The sequence below is a fragment of the Exiguobacterium sp. BG5(2022) genome, from assembly GCF_031844365.1.
GTDB classification, from domain to species: domain Bacteria; phylum Bacillota; class Bacilli; order Exiguobacteriales; family Exiguobacteriaceae; genus Exiguobacterium; species Exiguobacterium profundum.
In genome coordinates this window covers 175,356-189,829 of record NZ_JAUZVB010000001.1, presented here as the reverse complement: position 1 = coordinate 189,829, position 14,474 = coordinate 175,356, and the positions used below count along the sequence as shown (strand labels likewise).

Here is a 14,474-nt window from a genome sequence, read left to right as displayed (position 1 = left end):
GACGGAAAAAGAAACGTTCCCATGACAAAAAAAGACGAGGTCGCCATTGGCGCCTCGTCCCTTACCCGAATTACTGAGCAAGACCTTCGCTAGTGAGCATGTCAGAAAGCGTGTTGATCGCTTCTTCTGCATCTTCACCTTCAGCAGTGATCTTGATTGTAGAATCTTTTGCGATACCGAGTGAAAGTACACCCATGATCGACTTCAAGTTAACTGTTTTACCATTGTACTCGAGGTTGATGTCTGATTGGAACTTAGAAGCTGTGTTAACTAACTGAGTAGCTGGACGAGCGTGAATTCCTGAATCAGCAACGACTGTGAACGTTTTTTCCATGAGATGATGGTCTCCCTTCAAAATTCAATTCTACAGGCGAACCAGCAGAATATTTTTTGTTTGTGAACTCATTATCAAATGATAGCGGATTCGCAAAAATTCTGCAAGCGGTTTTTATATTCCGGAGTCCATTCCGTAGGACGGCCTTCCTTCGTTAAATGAACGAGGCTTGTCCGTCCGGCGAAGAGGAGTTGCTCTCCGTCATATGCCCCGTAATGAATATCACATGAAGTGTTTCCGACCGTCAAGATATTGGCATGCACAGTCAGCTGTTGACGTGGCATGACTTGTCGAACATAGTCACATTGCGCATCGGCGACGACGACGAATCCGTCCTTCAAGGAGAATCCTGTCGCCTCTAACAACTCGATCCGGGCATCTTCGAAATAGATGAACGGAATTGTGTTGTTCATGTGACCATACGGGTCGCACTCCGAAAAGCGGACTTTCACATCGAGCGCGATCCCTCTTTTGACACGTGTTTCCCAACCTGGCTCTCGAAAGTACTTGGTCATCGGCTCGCTTACGCCTCGACCGCAGAACCGGTGCGACCTTTGTCACTACCGAAGAACTGTTTGAACGAGTGAAGCGTCGTTTGACGGTTCATCGAAGCGATCGACGTCGTGAGCGGGATGCCCTTCGGACAAACTTCGACACAGTTTTGTGCGTTTCCGCACTGCATGATGCCGCCGTCTTCCATGAGTGCCTCGAGGCGGTCTTCCGCATGGAAGGCACCTGTTGGATGTGAGTTGAAGAGTCGGACTTGCGAAATCGCCGCTGGACCGATGAAGTCCGATTTGTCGTTTACGTTCGGACACGCTTCAAGACAAACACCACACGTCATACATTTCGATAGTTCGTACGCCCATTGACGTTTGTTCTCCGGCATACGCGGTCCTGGACCGAGGTCGTATGTGCCGTCGATTGGGACCCATGCCTTCACTTTTTTCAACGCGTCGAACATGCGTTGACGGTCGACTTGAAGGTCACGGATGACCGGGAACGTCTTCATCGGTGCAAGACGAATCGGTTGCTCGAGTTTATCGACGAGTGCCGTACACGACTGGCGCGGCTTCCCGTTGATAATCATCGAACAGGCACCACATACTTCTTCAAGACAGTTCATGTCCCAGTTGATCGGTGTCGTCTTGTCCCCGTTCGCATTGACCGGGTTACGGCGGATTTCCATCAATGCCGAGATGACGTTCATGTTTGGACGGTATGGTACCGTGAATTCTTCCGTATACGTCGCTTGATCCGGTCCATCTTGGCGTTCGATAATGAAGCGGATGTCTTTTTGTTCAGATTGCATTGGCGTCGTCATTTCGTCTTCGCCCCTTTCTTCGAGTAATCCCGTTTACGTGGCGGGATTAACGAAACATCGATGTCTTCATACGAGATATCGACTTCCCCATCTTTGTAACGTGCCATCGTCGTCTTCATGAACTGCTCATCATTACGTTCCGGGAACTCCGGTTTGTAATGGGCCCCACGGCTCTCGTCTCGCATGAGTGCGCCAAGTGTGATGACGCGTGCGAGGTCGAGCATGTGGTCGAGTTGTCGAATGAACGATGCCCCTTGGTTGCTCCAACGTGCCGTATCCGTAGCTGAGATCTTATGGAAACGTTCACGCAATTCTTGGATTTTCTTGTCGGTCGCTTCAAGTTTGTCATTGTAGCGAACAACTGTGACGTTGTCCGTCATGAGTTCACCGAGTTCACGGTGGATTTGATAAGCATTCTCTGTTCCATCCATCGCAAGGATGTTGTTGAATCGCTCGATTTCTTCACGTTCATTGAAGTTGAAGAGCGCTTCTGAAACACTTTCTGTCGCTTGATCGAGACCACGCATGTAGTTGACTGCCGCAGGCCCTGCTTCCATTCCGCCATGAACGGCTGAAAGAAGAGAGTTCGCACCTAGACGGTTCGCACCGTGCATCGAGTAGTCACATTCACCGGCTGCGAAGAGTCCTGGAATGTTCGTCATCTGATCGTAGTCGACCCATAGTCCGCCCATCGAATAGTGGACTGCCGGGAAGATTTTCATCGGTACTTTACGCGGGTCGTCGCCTACGAATTTCTCGTAGATTTCAAGGATTCCACCAAGTTTGATGTCAAGTTCTTTCGAGTCTTTGTGAGACAAGTCGAGGTAGACCATGTTCTCGCCGTTGACGCCGAGTTTTTGGTTGACACATACATCGAAGATCTCACGTGTCGCGATGTCACGCGGTACGAGGTTTCCGTATGCTGGATACTTCTCTTCGAGGAAGTACCACGGCTTCCCGTCTTTGTATGTCCAGACACGTCCACCTTCCCCACGAGCCGATTCACTCATGAGACGAAGTTTGTCATCCCCTGGAATCGCCGTCGGGTGAATCTGGATGAACTCCCCGTTCGCGTAAACCGCGCCTTGGCGATAAACCGCTGCCGCTGCTTGTCCTGTGTTGATGACCGAGTTTGTCGACTTACCGAAGATGACCCCTGGGCCACCTGTCGCCAAGATGACCGCGTCCGATGGGAACGCTTTAATTTCCATCGAGCGCAAATCTTGACATACCGCACCGCGGCAGATGCCTTCTTCGTCGATGACCGCACGAAGGAACTCCCAGCCCTCATACTTCTCGACGAGACCTTGCGCTTCGTAACGACGAACCTGCTCATCGAGTGCATAAAGAAGTTGCTGTCCTGTCGTCGCTCCGGCGTATGCCGTACGGTGGTGAAGCGTTCCACCGAAACGACGGAAGTCTAAGAGACCTTCTGGCGTACGGTTGAACATAACGCCCATCCGGTCGAACATGTGAATGATTTTCGGAGCATTCTCCGCCATCTTTTGGACAGGCGGTTGGTTGGCGAGGAAGTCGCCTCCGTAGACCGTGTCGTCAAAGTGTTGCCAAGGAGAGTCACCTTCCCCTTTCGTGTTGACGGCCCCGTTAATCCCACCTTGGGCACAAACTGAATGTGAACGCTTGACCGGTACAAGCGAGAATAGTTTTACCGGAACACCCATCTCTGCCGACTTGATTGTCGCCATGAGTCCAGCTAGACCGCCACCGATGACGATCAAACTTTGATTTGCCATGTAAAATTCCCCCTAATTACAAGATGCCTGCAAACGTCAAAATCGAACGGATGCCGACAAAAGATAGTGCCAAGAACACGACACCTGATACGTAGCTCATGAGACGTTGCGAACGAGGTGACTGTGTGATACCCCACGTGATCGAGAACGACCAAAGACCGTTCGCGAAGTGGAACGTAGCCGAAAGGATTCCGACTATGTAGAAGATCAACATGAGCGGGTTGTCGACGATGTTTTGCATCATCTCCGCATTGACTTCTACCCCGCGCAATTTCGCAAGACGCGTTTCCCAAACGTGCCAAGCGATGAAGATCACGAGGAAAACTCCTGTGAAGCGTTGGAAGAGATACAACCAGTTGCGCGCGTATGAATAGCGGTTCGAGTTGATTGACCCGAGAAACGCGTAGTACACGCCGTACACCCCGTGGAAAATCATCGGCAATGCGATAATTGTCACTTCAAGGAAGTACAAATACGGTAAGTTCTCCATGAATTTTGCTGCTTTGTTGAATGACTCCACCCCATCGACGATGTAGTAGTTGACCGATAAATGGACGATCAAAAACAAACCGATTGGAATGACCCCAAGTAGCGAATGGACTTTACGACTGAAATAGTCACGATGCGCTGCCATTCTAGTTCCCCCTTTTCACGAGCATTGGCTCGTATTGTCAATAAAAGCGTTTTCAAATGCAGATATAGCTTTCTGTCTCCTATTCTACTCTTGTGAAAATTGTATGACAAGACAACCTAGCCGATTTGTGCCACATTCTTTTCAAAATTACAGGATGACCAAATTCCAATTGGTCGTTATAATGATATAGAGAGATTGGAGTGATGGGATAGAATGGAAACGATGAGCCAACCAACTTTCGCGATTGAACTGCTTCGCGACTATGTGTTGACGGATTTGCTTGGCGAAGATTACGCCCAAGTCATCTATTGGTCAGGAAAACGGGTCGCCCGTAAGTTCCCGACGATGTCCGACGATGAACTGACTGCTTTCTTCGCAGAGGCAGGTTGGGGAGAGTTGACAATCAAGAAGGAACGTGGGAGCAAGTTTACTTATGAATTGATCCCACCACCTGCGACTCAGACCAAAGCGACAGGTTATTATCAGCTTGAAGCTGGATTTTTAGCCGAACAGATTGCTGGTCGTTTCCAGTGCGTCGCGGAAGGTTACGCCGATCCAACCCGAAAAGCTGTCCAAATCACCGTCCAACTAGACCGAAAAGACGACTACAAATAAGAGTCGATGCCAACGCATCGACTCTTATTTTTGTTTCCGCTGAAGTTGTTGACACATGTAGCGACGGAATTCATTGAGTTCTTGTCGATGAAACGTCACACTTCCCCCTTCATAGCTCCGAGTCGCCTTACGAACAACTTCGACAATATTTCCTGGAAAATGTCCGTTATTCACTAACCAATGGAGTGCTTCTTGTTTTGAGAGCAGAACACGTTCTTGTTCATAGGCCAGGCCACGTATCAAGTTCAATACGCTATACACCGTCTGTTCTTCAATCGAGTCAAGAGAATCGAGCGCATCCGCTCGAATCGCATCAGAAAAATGAGCTGAATCGAATCCAGAAAGGAGTTTATGAAGTGGTTGCCCTCGCCATGTGATACCACGCTCTAAAATCACTTGGACGTGAGCCGCCAAATCAGGATCGGTGAATCCTTGTTGCAATTCGGTTCTTTCTTCCCTACTAGCTTCTTCAAAACGTGAACGCCACCCTTCACTATAGTGAAACTCAAAAGGACTTGGATGATACCAATCTTTTAGCTGCGCCATCGTCATGATGCTCAGTTCGAGCGGATATGGTTCGTTGGAGTACGAGAGACAGCAGTCGATGAGTTTTTGTCGTTCCTCCCGAGTCAATGCGTTTGATACGACGAGCAACAAATCTACATCACTTCGTTTCGGATGAAAACCACCCATCGCTAATGATCCATGAATATATATATGCTGAACGGTTGGTAGAAATTCATCAATCGCTCTCACGAATGAAGCGATTGTATTCTCCACGTCTGTCGTAATCTGTCTCATTCATCCGTCTCCTCATGCACGTATTGAAGCACGGTCTCCGCTAATTTTTCCGGCAACCCCGCTTCCTTCAATTGTTCGAGTGATGCCAGACGAATCTGTTTCATCGACCCGAAATGGCGGATGAGCTGTTGACGACGCTTCGGACCGACACCCGGAATCTCATCGAGTATCGACTTCGTCATCTTCTTCGTCCGTAGGCTGCGGTGGAACGTGATGGCGAAACGGTGGACCTCATCTTGCATCCGCTGCAACAGATAAAAGGCGCTCGATCGTGGATGGAGCTCGACAACGCCCCCACCTTCTCCGAACAACAGTTGGCTCGTCCGATGTCGGTCATCTTTTTTGAGCGAGCCGACCGGCAAGTCGAGCCCGAACTCATTTTGAATGACGTCGAGCGCCGCATTCAATTGCCCAATCCCCCCATCAATCAGTAGGAGATCGGGTAATCGTTTGTCTTCCGTCAAGAGACGGCGGAATCGTCGACGGACGACTTCACGCATCGTCTCGTAATCGTCCGGTCCTTGGACGGTACGAATCTTATATTTCCGATATTCTTTCTTGAGCGGCTTCCCGTCTTCAAAGACGACGAGTGCCGACACGGCGTCCGCGCCCTGAATGTTGGCGTTGTCGATGATGTCGACACGTGACAAGTTGGGAATCCCGATCGCTTCACCAAGTTCACGCATCGCAAGCAATGTCCGTTCTTCATCTCGGGCGAGCAACTCGAACTTCTCGTTCAAGGCGATTGTCGCATTCTTCGTCGCCAAATCAAGCAGCTGTTTCTTCGCCCCTCGTTTCGGCTGCATCACTTTCGTTCCGATGGCGTCATTCAGTAAATCGAGCCGGACCGTCTCGGGTACGAGAATCTCTTTCGGCACGACGTTTTGTTCATAGAACTGAACGATGAAACTTTCGAGTTCTTCCGAAGGCTCTCCGTGCATCGGGAAGAGAGAGACATCTCGCTCGATCATCTTGCCGCCTCGCATGTAGAACACTTGGACACACATCCAGCCACGGTCAAGCGTATAACCGAAGACGTCTCGTGCCGTCGGGTCGGCCGTAATCATATTCTGTTTATTCATGATCGATTCGACCGCTCGAATCTGGTCGCGCAGTTCAGCCGCTCGCTCGAACTGCATGTCCTCAGCGGCACGTCCCATCTCGACATTCAGCTTCGCGAGCGTCTCACTCGTCTCACCATTCAAGAAGCGGCGAATCTCGTTGACAATCTCTTTTTGCGAATCCGTATCGACTGCGAGCTCACAAGGTCCCAGACATTGCCCAATGTGATAATACAAACAGAGCTTTTTCGGCATCGGCTGACATTTACGGAGCGGGTAGAGTTTATCAAGCAGACGTTTCGTCTCGTTCGCCGCATAGGCGTTCGGATACGGTCCAAAGTAATGTCCGCCGTCTTTTTTCAATTTCCGTGTCGTCAATAGACGCGGATACGGTTCGTTCGTAATTTTGATGTACGGATATGTTTTGTCGTCTTTGAGGCGAATATTGTACTTCGGGTCGTGCTTTTTAATGAGCGTCATTTCAAGTAATAACGCCTCGAGTTCGCTCGCCGTCACGATGTACTCGAAGTCACGAATCTCTGCGACGAGGCGCATCGTCTTGATGTCGTGTGCGCCCGTGAAGTAAGAACGGACCCGATTCTTGAGGTTTTTTGCCTTCCCTACATAGATGACCTCACCATATTCGTTTTTATGCAGATAACAACCCGGCTCATCCGGGAGCAGCGCTAATTTATGTTTAATGTGGTCGGTATGACTCAATTCCATTCACCTCAGTTTAGCTTCCTCCTGGACGGGAAAAAGAGTGTGATATCTCGTCAGAGGAGGATTTTATATTATGAAACGATACGACGTCATCATTGTCGGTAGCGGCTCCGCAGCGGGTCAAGCCGCTTCCATTTTACGCGAAGCCGGTAAAGAGATCGCCATCATTGAGAATTGGACGTTCGGGGGAACATGTCCTCAACGCGGATGTGACCCGAAGAAGATGCTTGCCGAAGGAGCAGAACTCCTTGCCCGAACGGAACGTATGCGTGAGCTTGGCGTCGAAGGAAGCCTGTCACTGGATTGGTCGTCCTTTAAAAAGCGGATTGATGAGTACCGCCTCTCTATCCCAACATCCAAAAAACAGCATTGGGATGAGATGAACATAGACTTATATCAGGGAGAGCCTCACTTTATCGATGAGGATTCAATCGTCATCGATGGTCACGAGCTCTCTGCCAATCAATTTTTAATCGCTACGGGTCAAACGCCCCGCCCTCTCGATATCCCAGGTGGCGAACTGGCGTTCACTAGCGATGATGTGTTCGACCTCGACGCGTTGCCTGAATCGATTCATATCGTGGGGGGAGGCTATATCGCCTTTGAATTCGCCCATATCTTCCGACGATTCGGAAGCGACGTGACACTCCTCATTCGTTCACATGCGTTGAAGGCATTCGACCCGAACGTCGTCCACCGGCTCATCGAAGAATCGAAGCGAATCGGCATCACCGTCCGACATGACGTCGAGCCAATACAAATCGATGGCAACGTCTTAACGTTATCAGATGACTCTACCCTAGAAGGAGTTGTCCTTAACGCTACAGGACGAATTCCAAGCATCGAGCGACTTCGGCTTGAAGCGGCAGGTGTCACAGCTGATCATCACGGTGTACATGTGAACGAGCATCTGCAAACAAGTAACCCGAATATATACGCCGCGGGCGACGTCGCCAAAAGTCCCAATCCTGCACTCACTCCATTCGCCGGTCAGGAAGGGCGCCTCGCCGCACTCAATATGCTTCACGGGAATACAAGGTCACTCCCTGAACGTCCGGCCCCGACCATCGTCTATGCGACACCACCGATTGCCAAAGTCGGTCTTACGGTCGAGGAAGCGGAAGCTGAGGGCATTGACTTCGACGTGAAAGAAACGGACATGTCGCACTTCCTCACCTATTCACGAATCAACGACGCAACCGCCTATTCAAAAGTGTTACTGAGTGCAGAAGGGCACGTCATCGGGGCTCATTTGATTGGTCACCACGCCCCTGAACTCATCAATCTGTTCTCTTTCATTATACAGAACAAACTGTCGCATCAACACGTGAAGCACTTAGAAGTCGCCTATCCGACCGCCGCCTCCGACTTGAGCTATCTCATTTAAACAAAAGACGGGACTTGCCTCTTGGCAAATCCCGTCTTTTTCTTATTCGATTCCTTTGTCCTTGTCTTCTTTCAGCGCGTCTTGTAACGACTTCTCCCAAAGTGGAACACCTTTCGCGTGCGCCGCACGCGAGATAAGGTGACCCCCAACAGGAGCTGTCAAGAGGACGAAGAAGAGACCGAGCAAGAGTCTTGCATCAAACACCCGTTCATCGACATATACGTGAAGGACGGCTGCAAAGAGGACGAACATGACACCGAGTGTCGCACTCTTTGAGGCAGCGTGTGTTCTCGAATAAATATCTGGGAGACGGATGAGACCGATCGCGGCGACGACCGTGAAGAAGACGCCGATGATCGTGAAGATGCCGGTAATGAGATCAAAGATCATTGTCGCGGTCATGTTGGATAATCTCTCCCCTCTCTAAGAATTTCGAGAACGCCACCGTTCCGATGAAGGCCAAAATACTGAGTAGCAAGATGACTTCAAAATACAAAGTCGTATCGAGCAGAATCGATAGTAACGCAACGACCGAGATAAGCGCGATCCCGATGGAGTCGAGCGCGATGACTCGGTCTGCCGTCGTCGGTCCTTTGACGACACGATACAACATCATCAACATCGCAAGCAAGAGAATGGCGAGCGAGATGTAGATGAGAATGTCTAGTAAATCCATCACTCTGTCGCCTCCTTAATGCTTGATTCAAAGTTATCATAAATGTCTTTTTGTAGCGCTTCTTTATCCGGCATGTGGAGTGCGTGGATATAGAGCACGGAATTGTCTTTTGACACCTGAACGACGAGCGTCCCTGGTGTGAGCGTGATCAGCATCGAGAGCAAGCTGACTTTCCATCCTTTGTCGAGCGACGTCTCATAGCGGAAAATCCCTGGTTGGATTTTCAACTTCGGACTAAGGACGAGACGCAGTACCTCAAAGTTCGCGAGGAACAATTCACGGATGAAGATGAGAAGCAGTTTAAACAGACGCCAGACGCGTGTGAAGTAAAAGCCGCCCCCACTAGATTTAAAGAATCGGCGCATCATGAACAAGATGAGTAAGCCAAGTAGATACCCGACGAAGAATCCGCTCGTTGTGAACGATCCCGTGAGGAACATCCAGATGAACGCCAAGAAAAAGTTAATCAATAGTTGATAAGCCATCTGTCATTCACTCCTTTATCACGGCATCGATATAGATTTCTGGATTGACGAGCGGCTCAATCGCTTGCGTGATATACGGATGGATGGCTTCTGCCCCAAATCCGTATGCGACCGCGATGATGAGCAACAAGAAGACCGGTACAATCAAACGCTTCGTATACGGTACGAGCGGTCCATCATACTCGCGCTTCGCCTCGCCCCAGAACCCGTTCAAGAAAATCTTCATGACCGAATAGAGGACGAAGAGACTCGACAAGAGGACGAGAAGTGGTCCGAACAGCTCGCCTTCGTCCATCCCACCTGAGACGATCAACAATTTCCCGAAGAATCCACTGAGTGGTGGAATCCCAGCGAGCGAGAGCGCTGCGACGAAGAACGTCCATCCGAACAACGGGAAGCGAGTGATGAGTCCACCCATATCACGGAGTTGACCGGATTTGGTGATTCCGATCATCATCCCGACGAGCATGAAGAGAACGGCCTTGATGATCATATCGTGAATCAAGTAGTAGAGTGACCCTTCAAGGGACGTCTGCGTGTTGACCGAAATCCCGTATAAGATGACCCCGACTGCGATCATGATGTTGTAGATGATGATCAACTTCACGTCGTTATAGGCGATGGCCCCTGTCATCCCGATGAAGATGGTGAGGACAGCGAGCACCATGAGGAACGTCTGTAAAAACTCACCGTTCCCATCAAAGAGTAGCGTGTACGTCCGCAAGATCGAGTACACCCCGACTTTCGTCAAGAGAGCCCCGAACATGGCGAGAATCGGGGTCGGTGCGACCACGTACGCTCCAGGGAGCCAGTAGTGAAGTGGGACGAGTGCCCCTTTCATCCCGAAGACGATGACGAATAGCACACCGATGACGGTGATGACGTCCGGGTTATCGACAAGCGGGATCTTCATCGCCAAGTCCGCTATGTTGAGTGTACCTGTGACACCGTAAAGCAAGGCGACCGACATGACGAAGAGCGCCGAGGCAATGATGTTCACGAGCAAGTATTTGATTGACTCACGTAACTGGACGCCACGTCCACCGAGTACAATCAATACGTATGAGGACATCAAGAAGACCTCAAAGAAGACGAACAAGTTGAAGATATCACCTGTCGTGAAGGCACCGTTCACCCCGACGAGCAAGAAGAGCATCGAGATGTACAAGTAGTTTCCTTCATATGAGTCAGAGAAATAATGGACGGCGAACCACACGATGAAGAGCGTGAGGAGAGTCGACGTCGTCACGAGTAGGGCTGACAACATATCCGATACGAGCGTGATGCCGAACGGTGCTTGCCAGTTCCCGAGGTTGAGGGTTTGAATTCCCTCCGTGGAGACCGTATGCACGAGAAAGAGTGACACGATCGCCGTAATAACTAAAGCTCCAAGAGCCATTGCGCGCTGCAGCTGGACCCGTTTTGGCATAAACATCATAAGGATGGCCGCAAGCGCAGGAATGACGATTGGAAAGACCGGTAAGTTAATCATACGATTCTGTTCCTTTCATTTCTTCCATATTGTCCGTGCTGAGCTCCTGATACGTGCGGTAGGCAAGTACGAGGAAGAACGCCGTCACCCCGAAACTGATGACGATTGCCGTCAAGACGAGCGCTTGCGGTAACGGGTCTGTGAATTCCGTCACACCGTCGACGAGAACAGGGGCAGCCCCTGTCTTCAAACCTGCCGTCGTCAAGACGAGAAGGTGTGCCGCGTGACTGAACAAGGCAGTGCCGATGATGATGCGTAACAAACTTCTTGAGAGAACAAGATAGACGGCACACATCGTCAGGACACCGATGATGATGCTAACGAAGATTTCCATTATTCACTCTCTCCAATCGTTTGTATAATCGTCAACGTGATTCCGATGACTACAAGGTAAACCCCTAAGTCGAACGCAATCGCCGTGTGAAGGGTCTGTTCACCGAGAAGTGGTAAGTCAAACTTCCCGTATGCGTGCGTCAAGAACGGACGACCCAAGAAAACCGAGTGAAGACCTGTCGCAAGGGCAATCAGTAATCCGGTCGCCGTCATGAGACGGTAGTCAATAGGGAGCACGTTCGCGAGCGTTTTCGAATCAAATGCGAGCAACAGTAAGACGAGTGCCGCGGATGTCATCAATCCACCGATGAATCCTCCACCTGGTGAATAGTGACCGGCAAAGAACAAGTCGATGGAGAAGATGACAATGATGAAGAAAATGATAATCGCGGCCGTCTGCAAAATGACGTCATTGACGCGTCTGCTGTTTTGCTTCATGTTCACCTTCTCCTTTCGTACGTCGTGTTGTTCTAAATTTAATCATCGTGTAAATCCCGAAAGCCGCAATCCCGAGAACCACGATTTCAAACAAGGTATCAAATCCACGGAAGTCGACGAGAACGACGTTAACCATGTTTTTACCTGCTGCAAGCTCATACACGTTCTCTTTGTAATACTCTGAGATCGAAGTGAGCGATTTGTTTGTGAGCGCCATGAAGCTGAGAAGCGTCACGGTCGTCCCGACGAGAACAGCCACGATGGCATTCCCGACTTTGAAACGCATCCGTACTTCCTTCTTGCTGATGTCCGGCATGTGATAGAAGACGAGCAAGAACAATGCGACCGAGACCGTCTCGATGACGAGCTGCGTGAGCGCCAAGTCCGGTGCACCGAAGAAGACGAAGAACAGTGCCACGCCGTATCCAACGACCCCAAGTAGGATAATAGACGGGAGACGCGACTTCATGAAGAGAATCGCGAGCGCCGCTAGCATGACGACAGCTCCGAGCACATATTCATAAGGTGCAATCTCAGCCAGGTTCTCAAACGAGAAGCGGTACATGTCGAACCACCAAATGCTGAAGAGCATCATACCTGAAAGGAAGACGAAAATATAGATCAAGTACGACCGGATGAAACCAGTCATGTAGTTGTCTTTAAAGCGATATGCCGCCTTGTTCGACCATACGAGCGTACCATCGTACATCCCGTTGAGCGTCAAACGATGTGGGATGCGGTTGTAGATGCCCATCCATTTACCCATTTGCCAGAACAGCAATGAACCGAGAAGGATCACCCCGATTGTCATATATAGTTCAGGCGTCAAACCGTGCCAGAAGTAAATATCTACTTTAACATCTTGCCCTTGCGCGACGAGTGTCGGATAGATCGACTCGACGGCTGGCTTGATGAGCGAGTTCGACAACACGTTCGGGAAGAACCCGAGACCGACAACGAGAATCGCGAGGATGACCGGCGAAATTAACATGCCGATCGGTGCCTCATGCGGTTGTTTCGGCAATTGATCGAACTTCGCCTTGCCCATGAACGTCCGCGTGAACAGCATGATGCTGTAGATGAACGTGAACACACTTCCGACGAAGGCGATGATCGGGAGTAGAATCCCAATCGTATCGAGCGCGAAGAAGTCTGCCGAGAAGACTTTCGTCGTCGCCTTCAAGAACATCTCTTTACTCAAGAATCCGTTAAATGGCGGAAGACCAGCCATCGATAACGAACCGATGACGGCGACCGTGAATGAAATCGGCATGACGGTCATCAGACCACCGAGTTTACGAATGTCACGTGTGCCCGTCTCATGGTCGACAATCCCGACCATCATGAAGAGCGAGCCTTTGAACGTCGCGTGGTTGATCAAATGGAAGATCGCCGCAATCGTCGCGACCATAAAGATGTTGTCATCCATGCCGTCATAGTGGAGCGCCGCCGCTCCGAGTCCAAGGAGTGACATGATCAACCCGAGCTGACTGACGGTCGAGAACGCTAGGATTCCCTTCAGGTCGGTCTGCTTCACGGCATTGAATGAACCCCAGAACATCGTGAACATCCCGACTCCGGCAATCGTCCATAGCCAGACGGATGATTCTTGGAACACCGGGCTCATGCGGGCCACAAGGTAGAGACCCGCCTTGACCATCGTTGCTGAGTGGAGGTACGCACTGACCGGAGTCGGTGCTTCCATCGCGTCAGGCAACCAGATGTGGAACGGGAACTGCGCTGACTTCGTGAACGCCCCGAGCAAGATGAGAATCATCGCGACGAGGAAGAACGGACTCTCGGCGATGACGCCCGAGTTCGCGACCATATCGCGAATGCTGTACGAGCCGACCATCGATTCGAGTAAGACGATCCCTCCGAGCATCGACAATCCGCCGAACACGGTGAGAAGCATCGACTTCTGCGCCCCATAGCGGGAACGTTCTTTCTCATACCAATATCCAATCAACAGGAATGATGAAATCGATGTGAGCTCCCAGAACATATACATAACAATCATGTTATCCGAGAGAACGACCCCGAGCATCGCACTCATGAACATCAAGAGATACACGTAAAAATGCCCGAGCGACTCTTTGTCCTTATTCAAATAGTAAATCGAATAAAGGACGACCAGTGCGCCGATTCCCGTGATGAGAAGGGCGAACAAGAGACTGAGTCCATCGACGTATGCCGTGAAGTTAATCCCGAGGGATGGCATCCACGCAATCGTCTCTGTCACGACGTCCCCTGCACTCGTGATCGGAATGAATCCGGCGAAGTAGGTGACGAGCACGACCGGAACGATCAAGACGAACCAGCCTGTATGAATTTGTTTCATCCCCCGGAACAAAAGTGGGATGAATGGTGCCGCAAGAAGCGGCAACAAAATAGCTAAATGTAACAGCGACAAGAAA

At 50.4% G+C, this 14,474-nt stretch carries 16 protein-coding genes; 2 read left to right on the top strand and 14 right to left on the bottom strand.

Annotation, left to right across the window (positions count from 1 at the left end):
* Positions 1-70: 70 nt before the first annotated feature.
* The 5 genes from Q9R25_RS00995 to Q9R25_RS00975 all read right to left on the bottom strand — a co-directional run bounded on the left by Q9R25_RS00995 (position 71) and on the right by Q9R25_RS00975 (position 4,046).
* Entirely contained in the window at positions 71-334 is a 264-nt protein-coding gene (locus Q9R25_RS00995) for a phosphocarrier protein HPr (RefSeq protein ID WP_015881106.1), read from the bottom strand.
* Positions 335-408: 74 nt separating this feature from the next.
* Positions 409-849, bottom strand: a complete 441-nt coding sequence (locus tag Q9R25_RS00990) for an acyl-CoA thioesterase (protein WP_015881105.1) — start codon at positions 847-849, stop codon at positions 409-411.
* A gap of 8 nt (positions 850-857) precedes the next feature.
* Positions 858-1,646, bottom strand: coding sequence for a succinate dehydrogenase iron-sulfur subunit (gene sdhB / locus Q9R25_RS00985; RefSeq protein WP_193343274.1), 789 nt, complete (start codon positions 1,644-1,646; stop codon positions 858-860).
* Positions 1,647-1,654: 8 nt separating this feature from the next.
* Positions 1,655-3,412: a succinate dehydrogenase flavoprotein subunit gene (gene sdhA / locus Q9R25_RS00980; protein WP_214691154.1), complete on the bottom strand. Its 1,758-nt coding sequence runs from the start codon at positions 3,410-3,412 to the stop codon at positions 1,655-1,657.
* 16 nt (positions 3,413-3,428) lie between these two features.
* Complete coding sequence (locus Q9R25_RS00975) at positions 3,429-4,046, bottom strand: succinate dehydrogenase cytochrome b558 subunit (RefSeq protein ID WP_015881102.1); 618 nt, start codon at positions 4,044-4,046, stop codon at positions 3,429-3,431.
* Positions 4,047-4,268: 222 nt separating this feature from the next.
* On the opposite strand from Q9R25_RS00975, the gene Q9R25_RS00970 reads away from it, so the two are divergent.
* A complete protein-coding gene (locus Q9R25_RS00970; RefSeq protein WP_251125226.1) occupies positions 4,269-4,661 on the top strand; it encodes a YslB family protein in 393 nt (130 codons plus the stop codon).
* Positions 4,662-4,685: 24 nt separating this feature from the next.
* Here the strand turns inward: Q9R25_RS00970 and Q9R25_RS00965 are convergent, their stop codons facing one another.
* Both Q9R25_RS00965 and uvrC read right to left on the bottom strand, forming a co-directional pair.
* Positions 4,686-5,462 (bottom strand): aminoglycoside adenylyltransferase domain-containing protein, encoded by a 777-nt coding sequence (locus tag Q9R25_RS00965; RefSeq protein WP_214691156.1) that lies wholly within the window; start codon positions 5,460-5,462, stop codon positions 4,686-4,688.
* Positions 5,459-7,249, bottom strand: a complete 1,791-nt coding sequence (gene uvrC, locus Q9R25_RS00960) for an excinuclease ABC subunit UvrC (protein WP_214691157.1) — start codon at positions 7,247-7,249, stop codon at positions 5,459-5,461. The genes Q9R25_RS00965 and uvrC overlap by 4 nt, the downstream gene beginning before the upstream one ends.
* A gap of 70 nt (positions 7,250-7,319) precedes the next feature.
* Between uvrC and Q9R25_RS00955 the strand changes: the two genes are divergently transcribed.
* Positions 7,320-8,633 (top strand): dihydrolipoyl dehydrogenase family protein, encoded by a 1,314-nt coding sequence (locus Q9R25_RS00955; protein ID WP_311282702.1) that lies wholly within the window; start codon positions 7,320-7,322, stop codon positions 8,631-8,633.
* A gap of 42 nt (positions 8,634-8,675) precedes the next feature.
* Here the strand turns inward: Q9R25_RS00955 and mnhG are convergent, their stop codons facing one another.
* Genes mnhG through Q9R25_RS00920 form a run of 7 tightly spaced genes read right to left on the bottom strand, consistent with a single transcriptional unit; the run spans position 8,676 to position 14,470 of the window.
* On the bottom strand, positions 8,676-9,035 hold the full coding sequence (mnhG, locus tag Q9R25_RS00950) for a monovalent cation/H(+) antiporter subunit G (protein ID WP_015881097.1): 360 nt from the start codon (positions 9,033-9,035) through the stop codon (positions 8,676-8,678).
* Positions 9,013-9,309 carry a Na(+)/H(+) antiporter subunit F1 gene (locus Q9R25_RS00945; protein WP_026826530.1) on the bottom strand — a complete coding sequence of 99 codons (297 nt, stop codon included), beginning with the start codon at positions 9,307-9,309 and terminating at the stop codon, positions 9,013-9,015. Before Q9R25_RS00945 ends, mnhG begins: the two co-directional genes overlap by 23 nt.
* The gene (locus Q9R25_RS00940; RefSeq protein WP_078146523.1) at positions 9,309-9,794 is read right to left on the bottom strand and encodes a Na+/H+ antiporter subunit E; all 486 of its coding nucleotides are present in this window, start codon (positions 9,792-9,794) and stop codon (positions 9,309-9,311) included. The genes Q9R25_RS00945 and Q9R25_RS00940 overlap by 1 nt, the downstream gene beginning before the upstream one ends.
* 7 nt (positions 9,795-9,801) lie before the next feature.
* Positions 9,802-11,286 carry a Na+/H+ antiporter subunit D gene (locus Q9R25_RS00935; protein WP_074037548.1) on the bottom strand — a complete coding sequence of 495 codons (1,485 nt, stop codon included), beginning with the start codon at positions 11,284-11,286 and terminating at the stop codon, positions 9,802-9,804.
* Positions 11,279-11,620 (bottom strand): Na(+)/H(+) antiporter subunit C, encoded by a 342-nt coding sequence (locus Q9R25_RS00930; RefSeq protein ID WP_015881093.1) that lies wholly within the window; start codon positions 11,618-11,620, stop codon positions 11,279-11,281. Before Q9R25_RS00930 ends, Q9R25_RS00935 begins: the two co-directional genes overlap by 8 nt.
* Positions 11,620-12,057: a Na(+)/H(+) antiporter subunit B gene (locus Q9R25_RS00925; RefSeq protein ID WP_015881092.1), complete on the bottom strand. Its 438-nt coding sequence runs from the start codon at positions 12,055-12,057 to the stop codon at positions 11,620-11,622. Before Q9R25_RS00925 ends, Q9R25_RS00930 begins: the two co-directional genes overlap by 1 nt.
* Positions 12,029-14,470, bottom strand: coding sequence for a Na+/H+ antiporter subunit A (locus Q9R25_RS00920; RefSeq protein WP_078146522.1), 2,442 nt, complete (start codon positions 14,468-14,470; stop codon positions 12,029-12,031). The genes Q9R25_RS00925 and Q9R25_RS00920 overlap by 29 nt, the downstream gene beginning before the upstream one ends.
* Positions 14,471-14,474: the final 4 nt, after the last annotated feature.

Excerpts from the sequence above, each read along its gene's own strand:
- Q9R25_RS00995 (WP_015881106.1), bottom strand. The coding sequence starts at position 334 with ATGGAAAAAACGTTCACAGTCGTTGCTGATTCAGGAATTCACGCTCGT.
- Q9R25_RS00990 (WP_015881105.1), bottom strand. The coding sequence starts at position 849 with ATGACCAAGTACTTTCGAGAGCCAGGTTGGGAAACACGTGTCAAAAGA.
- sdhB (WP_193343274.1), bottom strand. The coding sequence starts at position 1,646 with ATGCAATCTGAACAAAAAGACATCCGCTTCATTATCGAACGCCAAGAT.
- sdhA (WP_214691154.1), bottom strand. The coding sequence starts at position 3,412 with ATGGCAAATCAAAGTTTGATCGTCATCGGTGGCGGTCTAGCTGGACTC.
- Q9R25_RS00975 (WP_015881102.1), bottom strand. The coding sequence starts at position 4,046 with ATGGCAGCGCATCGTGACTATTTCAGTCGTAAAGTCCATTCGCTACTT.
- Q9R25_RS00970 (WP_251125226.1), top strand. The coding sequence starts at position 4,269 with ATGAGCCAACCAACTTTCGCGATTGAACTGCTTCGCGACTATGTGTTG.
- Q9R25_RS00965 (WP_214691156.1), bottom strand. The coding sequence starts at position 5,462 with ATGAGACAGATTACGACAGACGTGGAGAATACAATCGCTTCATTCGTG.
- uvrC (WP_214691157.1), bottom strand. The coding sequence starts at position 7,249 with ATGGAATTGAGTCATACCGACCACATTAAACATAAATTAGCGCTGCTC.
- Q9R25_RS00955 (WP_311282702.1), top strand. The coding sequence starts at position 7,320 with ATGAAACGATACGACGTCATCATTGTCGGTAGCGGCTCCGCAGCGGGT.
- mnhG (WP_015881097.1), bottom strand. The coding sequence starts at position 9,035 with ATGACCGCGACAATGATCTTTGATCTCATTACCGGCATCTTCACGATC.
- Q9R25_RS00945 (WP_026826530.1), bottom strand. The coding sequence starts at position 9,309 with ATGGATTTACTAGACATTCTCATCTACATCTCGCTCGCCATTCTCTTG.
- Q9R25_RS00940 (WP_078146523.1), bottom strand. The coding sequence starts at position 9,794 with ATGGCTTATCAACTATTGATTAACTTTTTCTTGGCGTTCATCTGGATG.
- Q9R25_RS00935 (WP_074037548.1), bottom strand. The coding sequence starts at position 11,286 with ATGATTAACTTACCGGTCTTTCCAATCGTCATTCCTGCGCTTGCGGCC.
- Q9R25_RS00930 (WP_015881093.1), bottom strand. The coding sequence starts at position 11,620 with ATGGAAATCTTCGTTAGCATCATCATCGGTGTCCTGACGATGTGTGCC.
- Q9R25_RS00925 (WP_015881092.1), bottom strand. The coding sequence starts at position 12,057 with ATGAAGCAAAACAGCAGACGCGTCAATGACGTCATTTTGCAGACGGCC.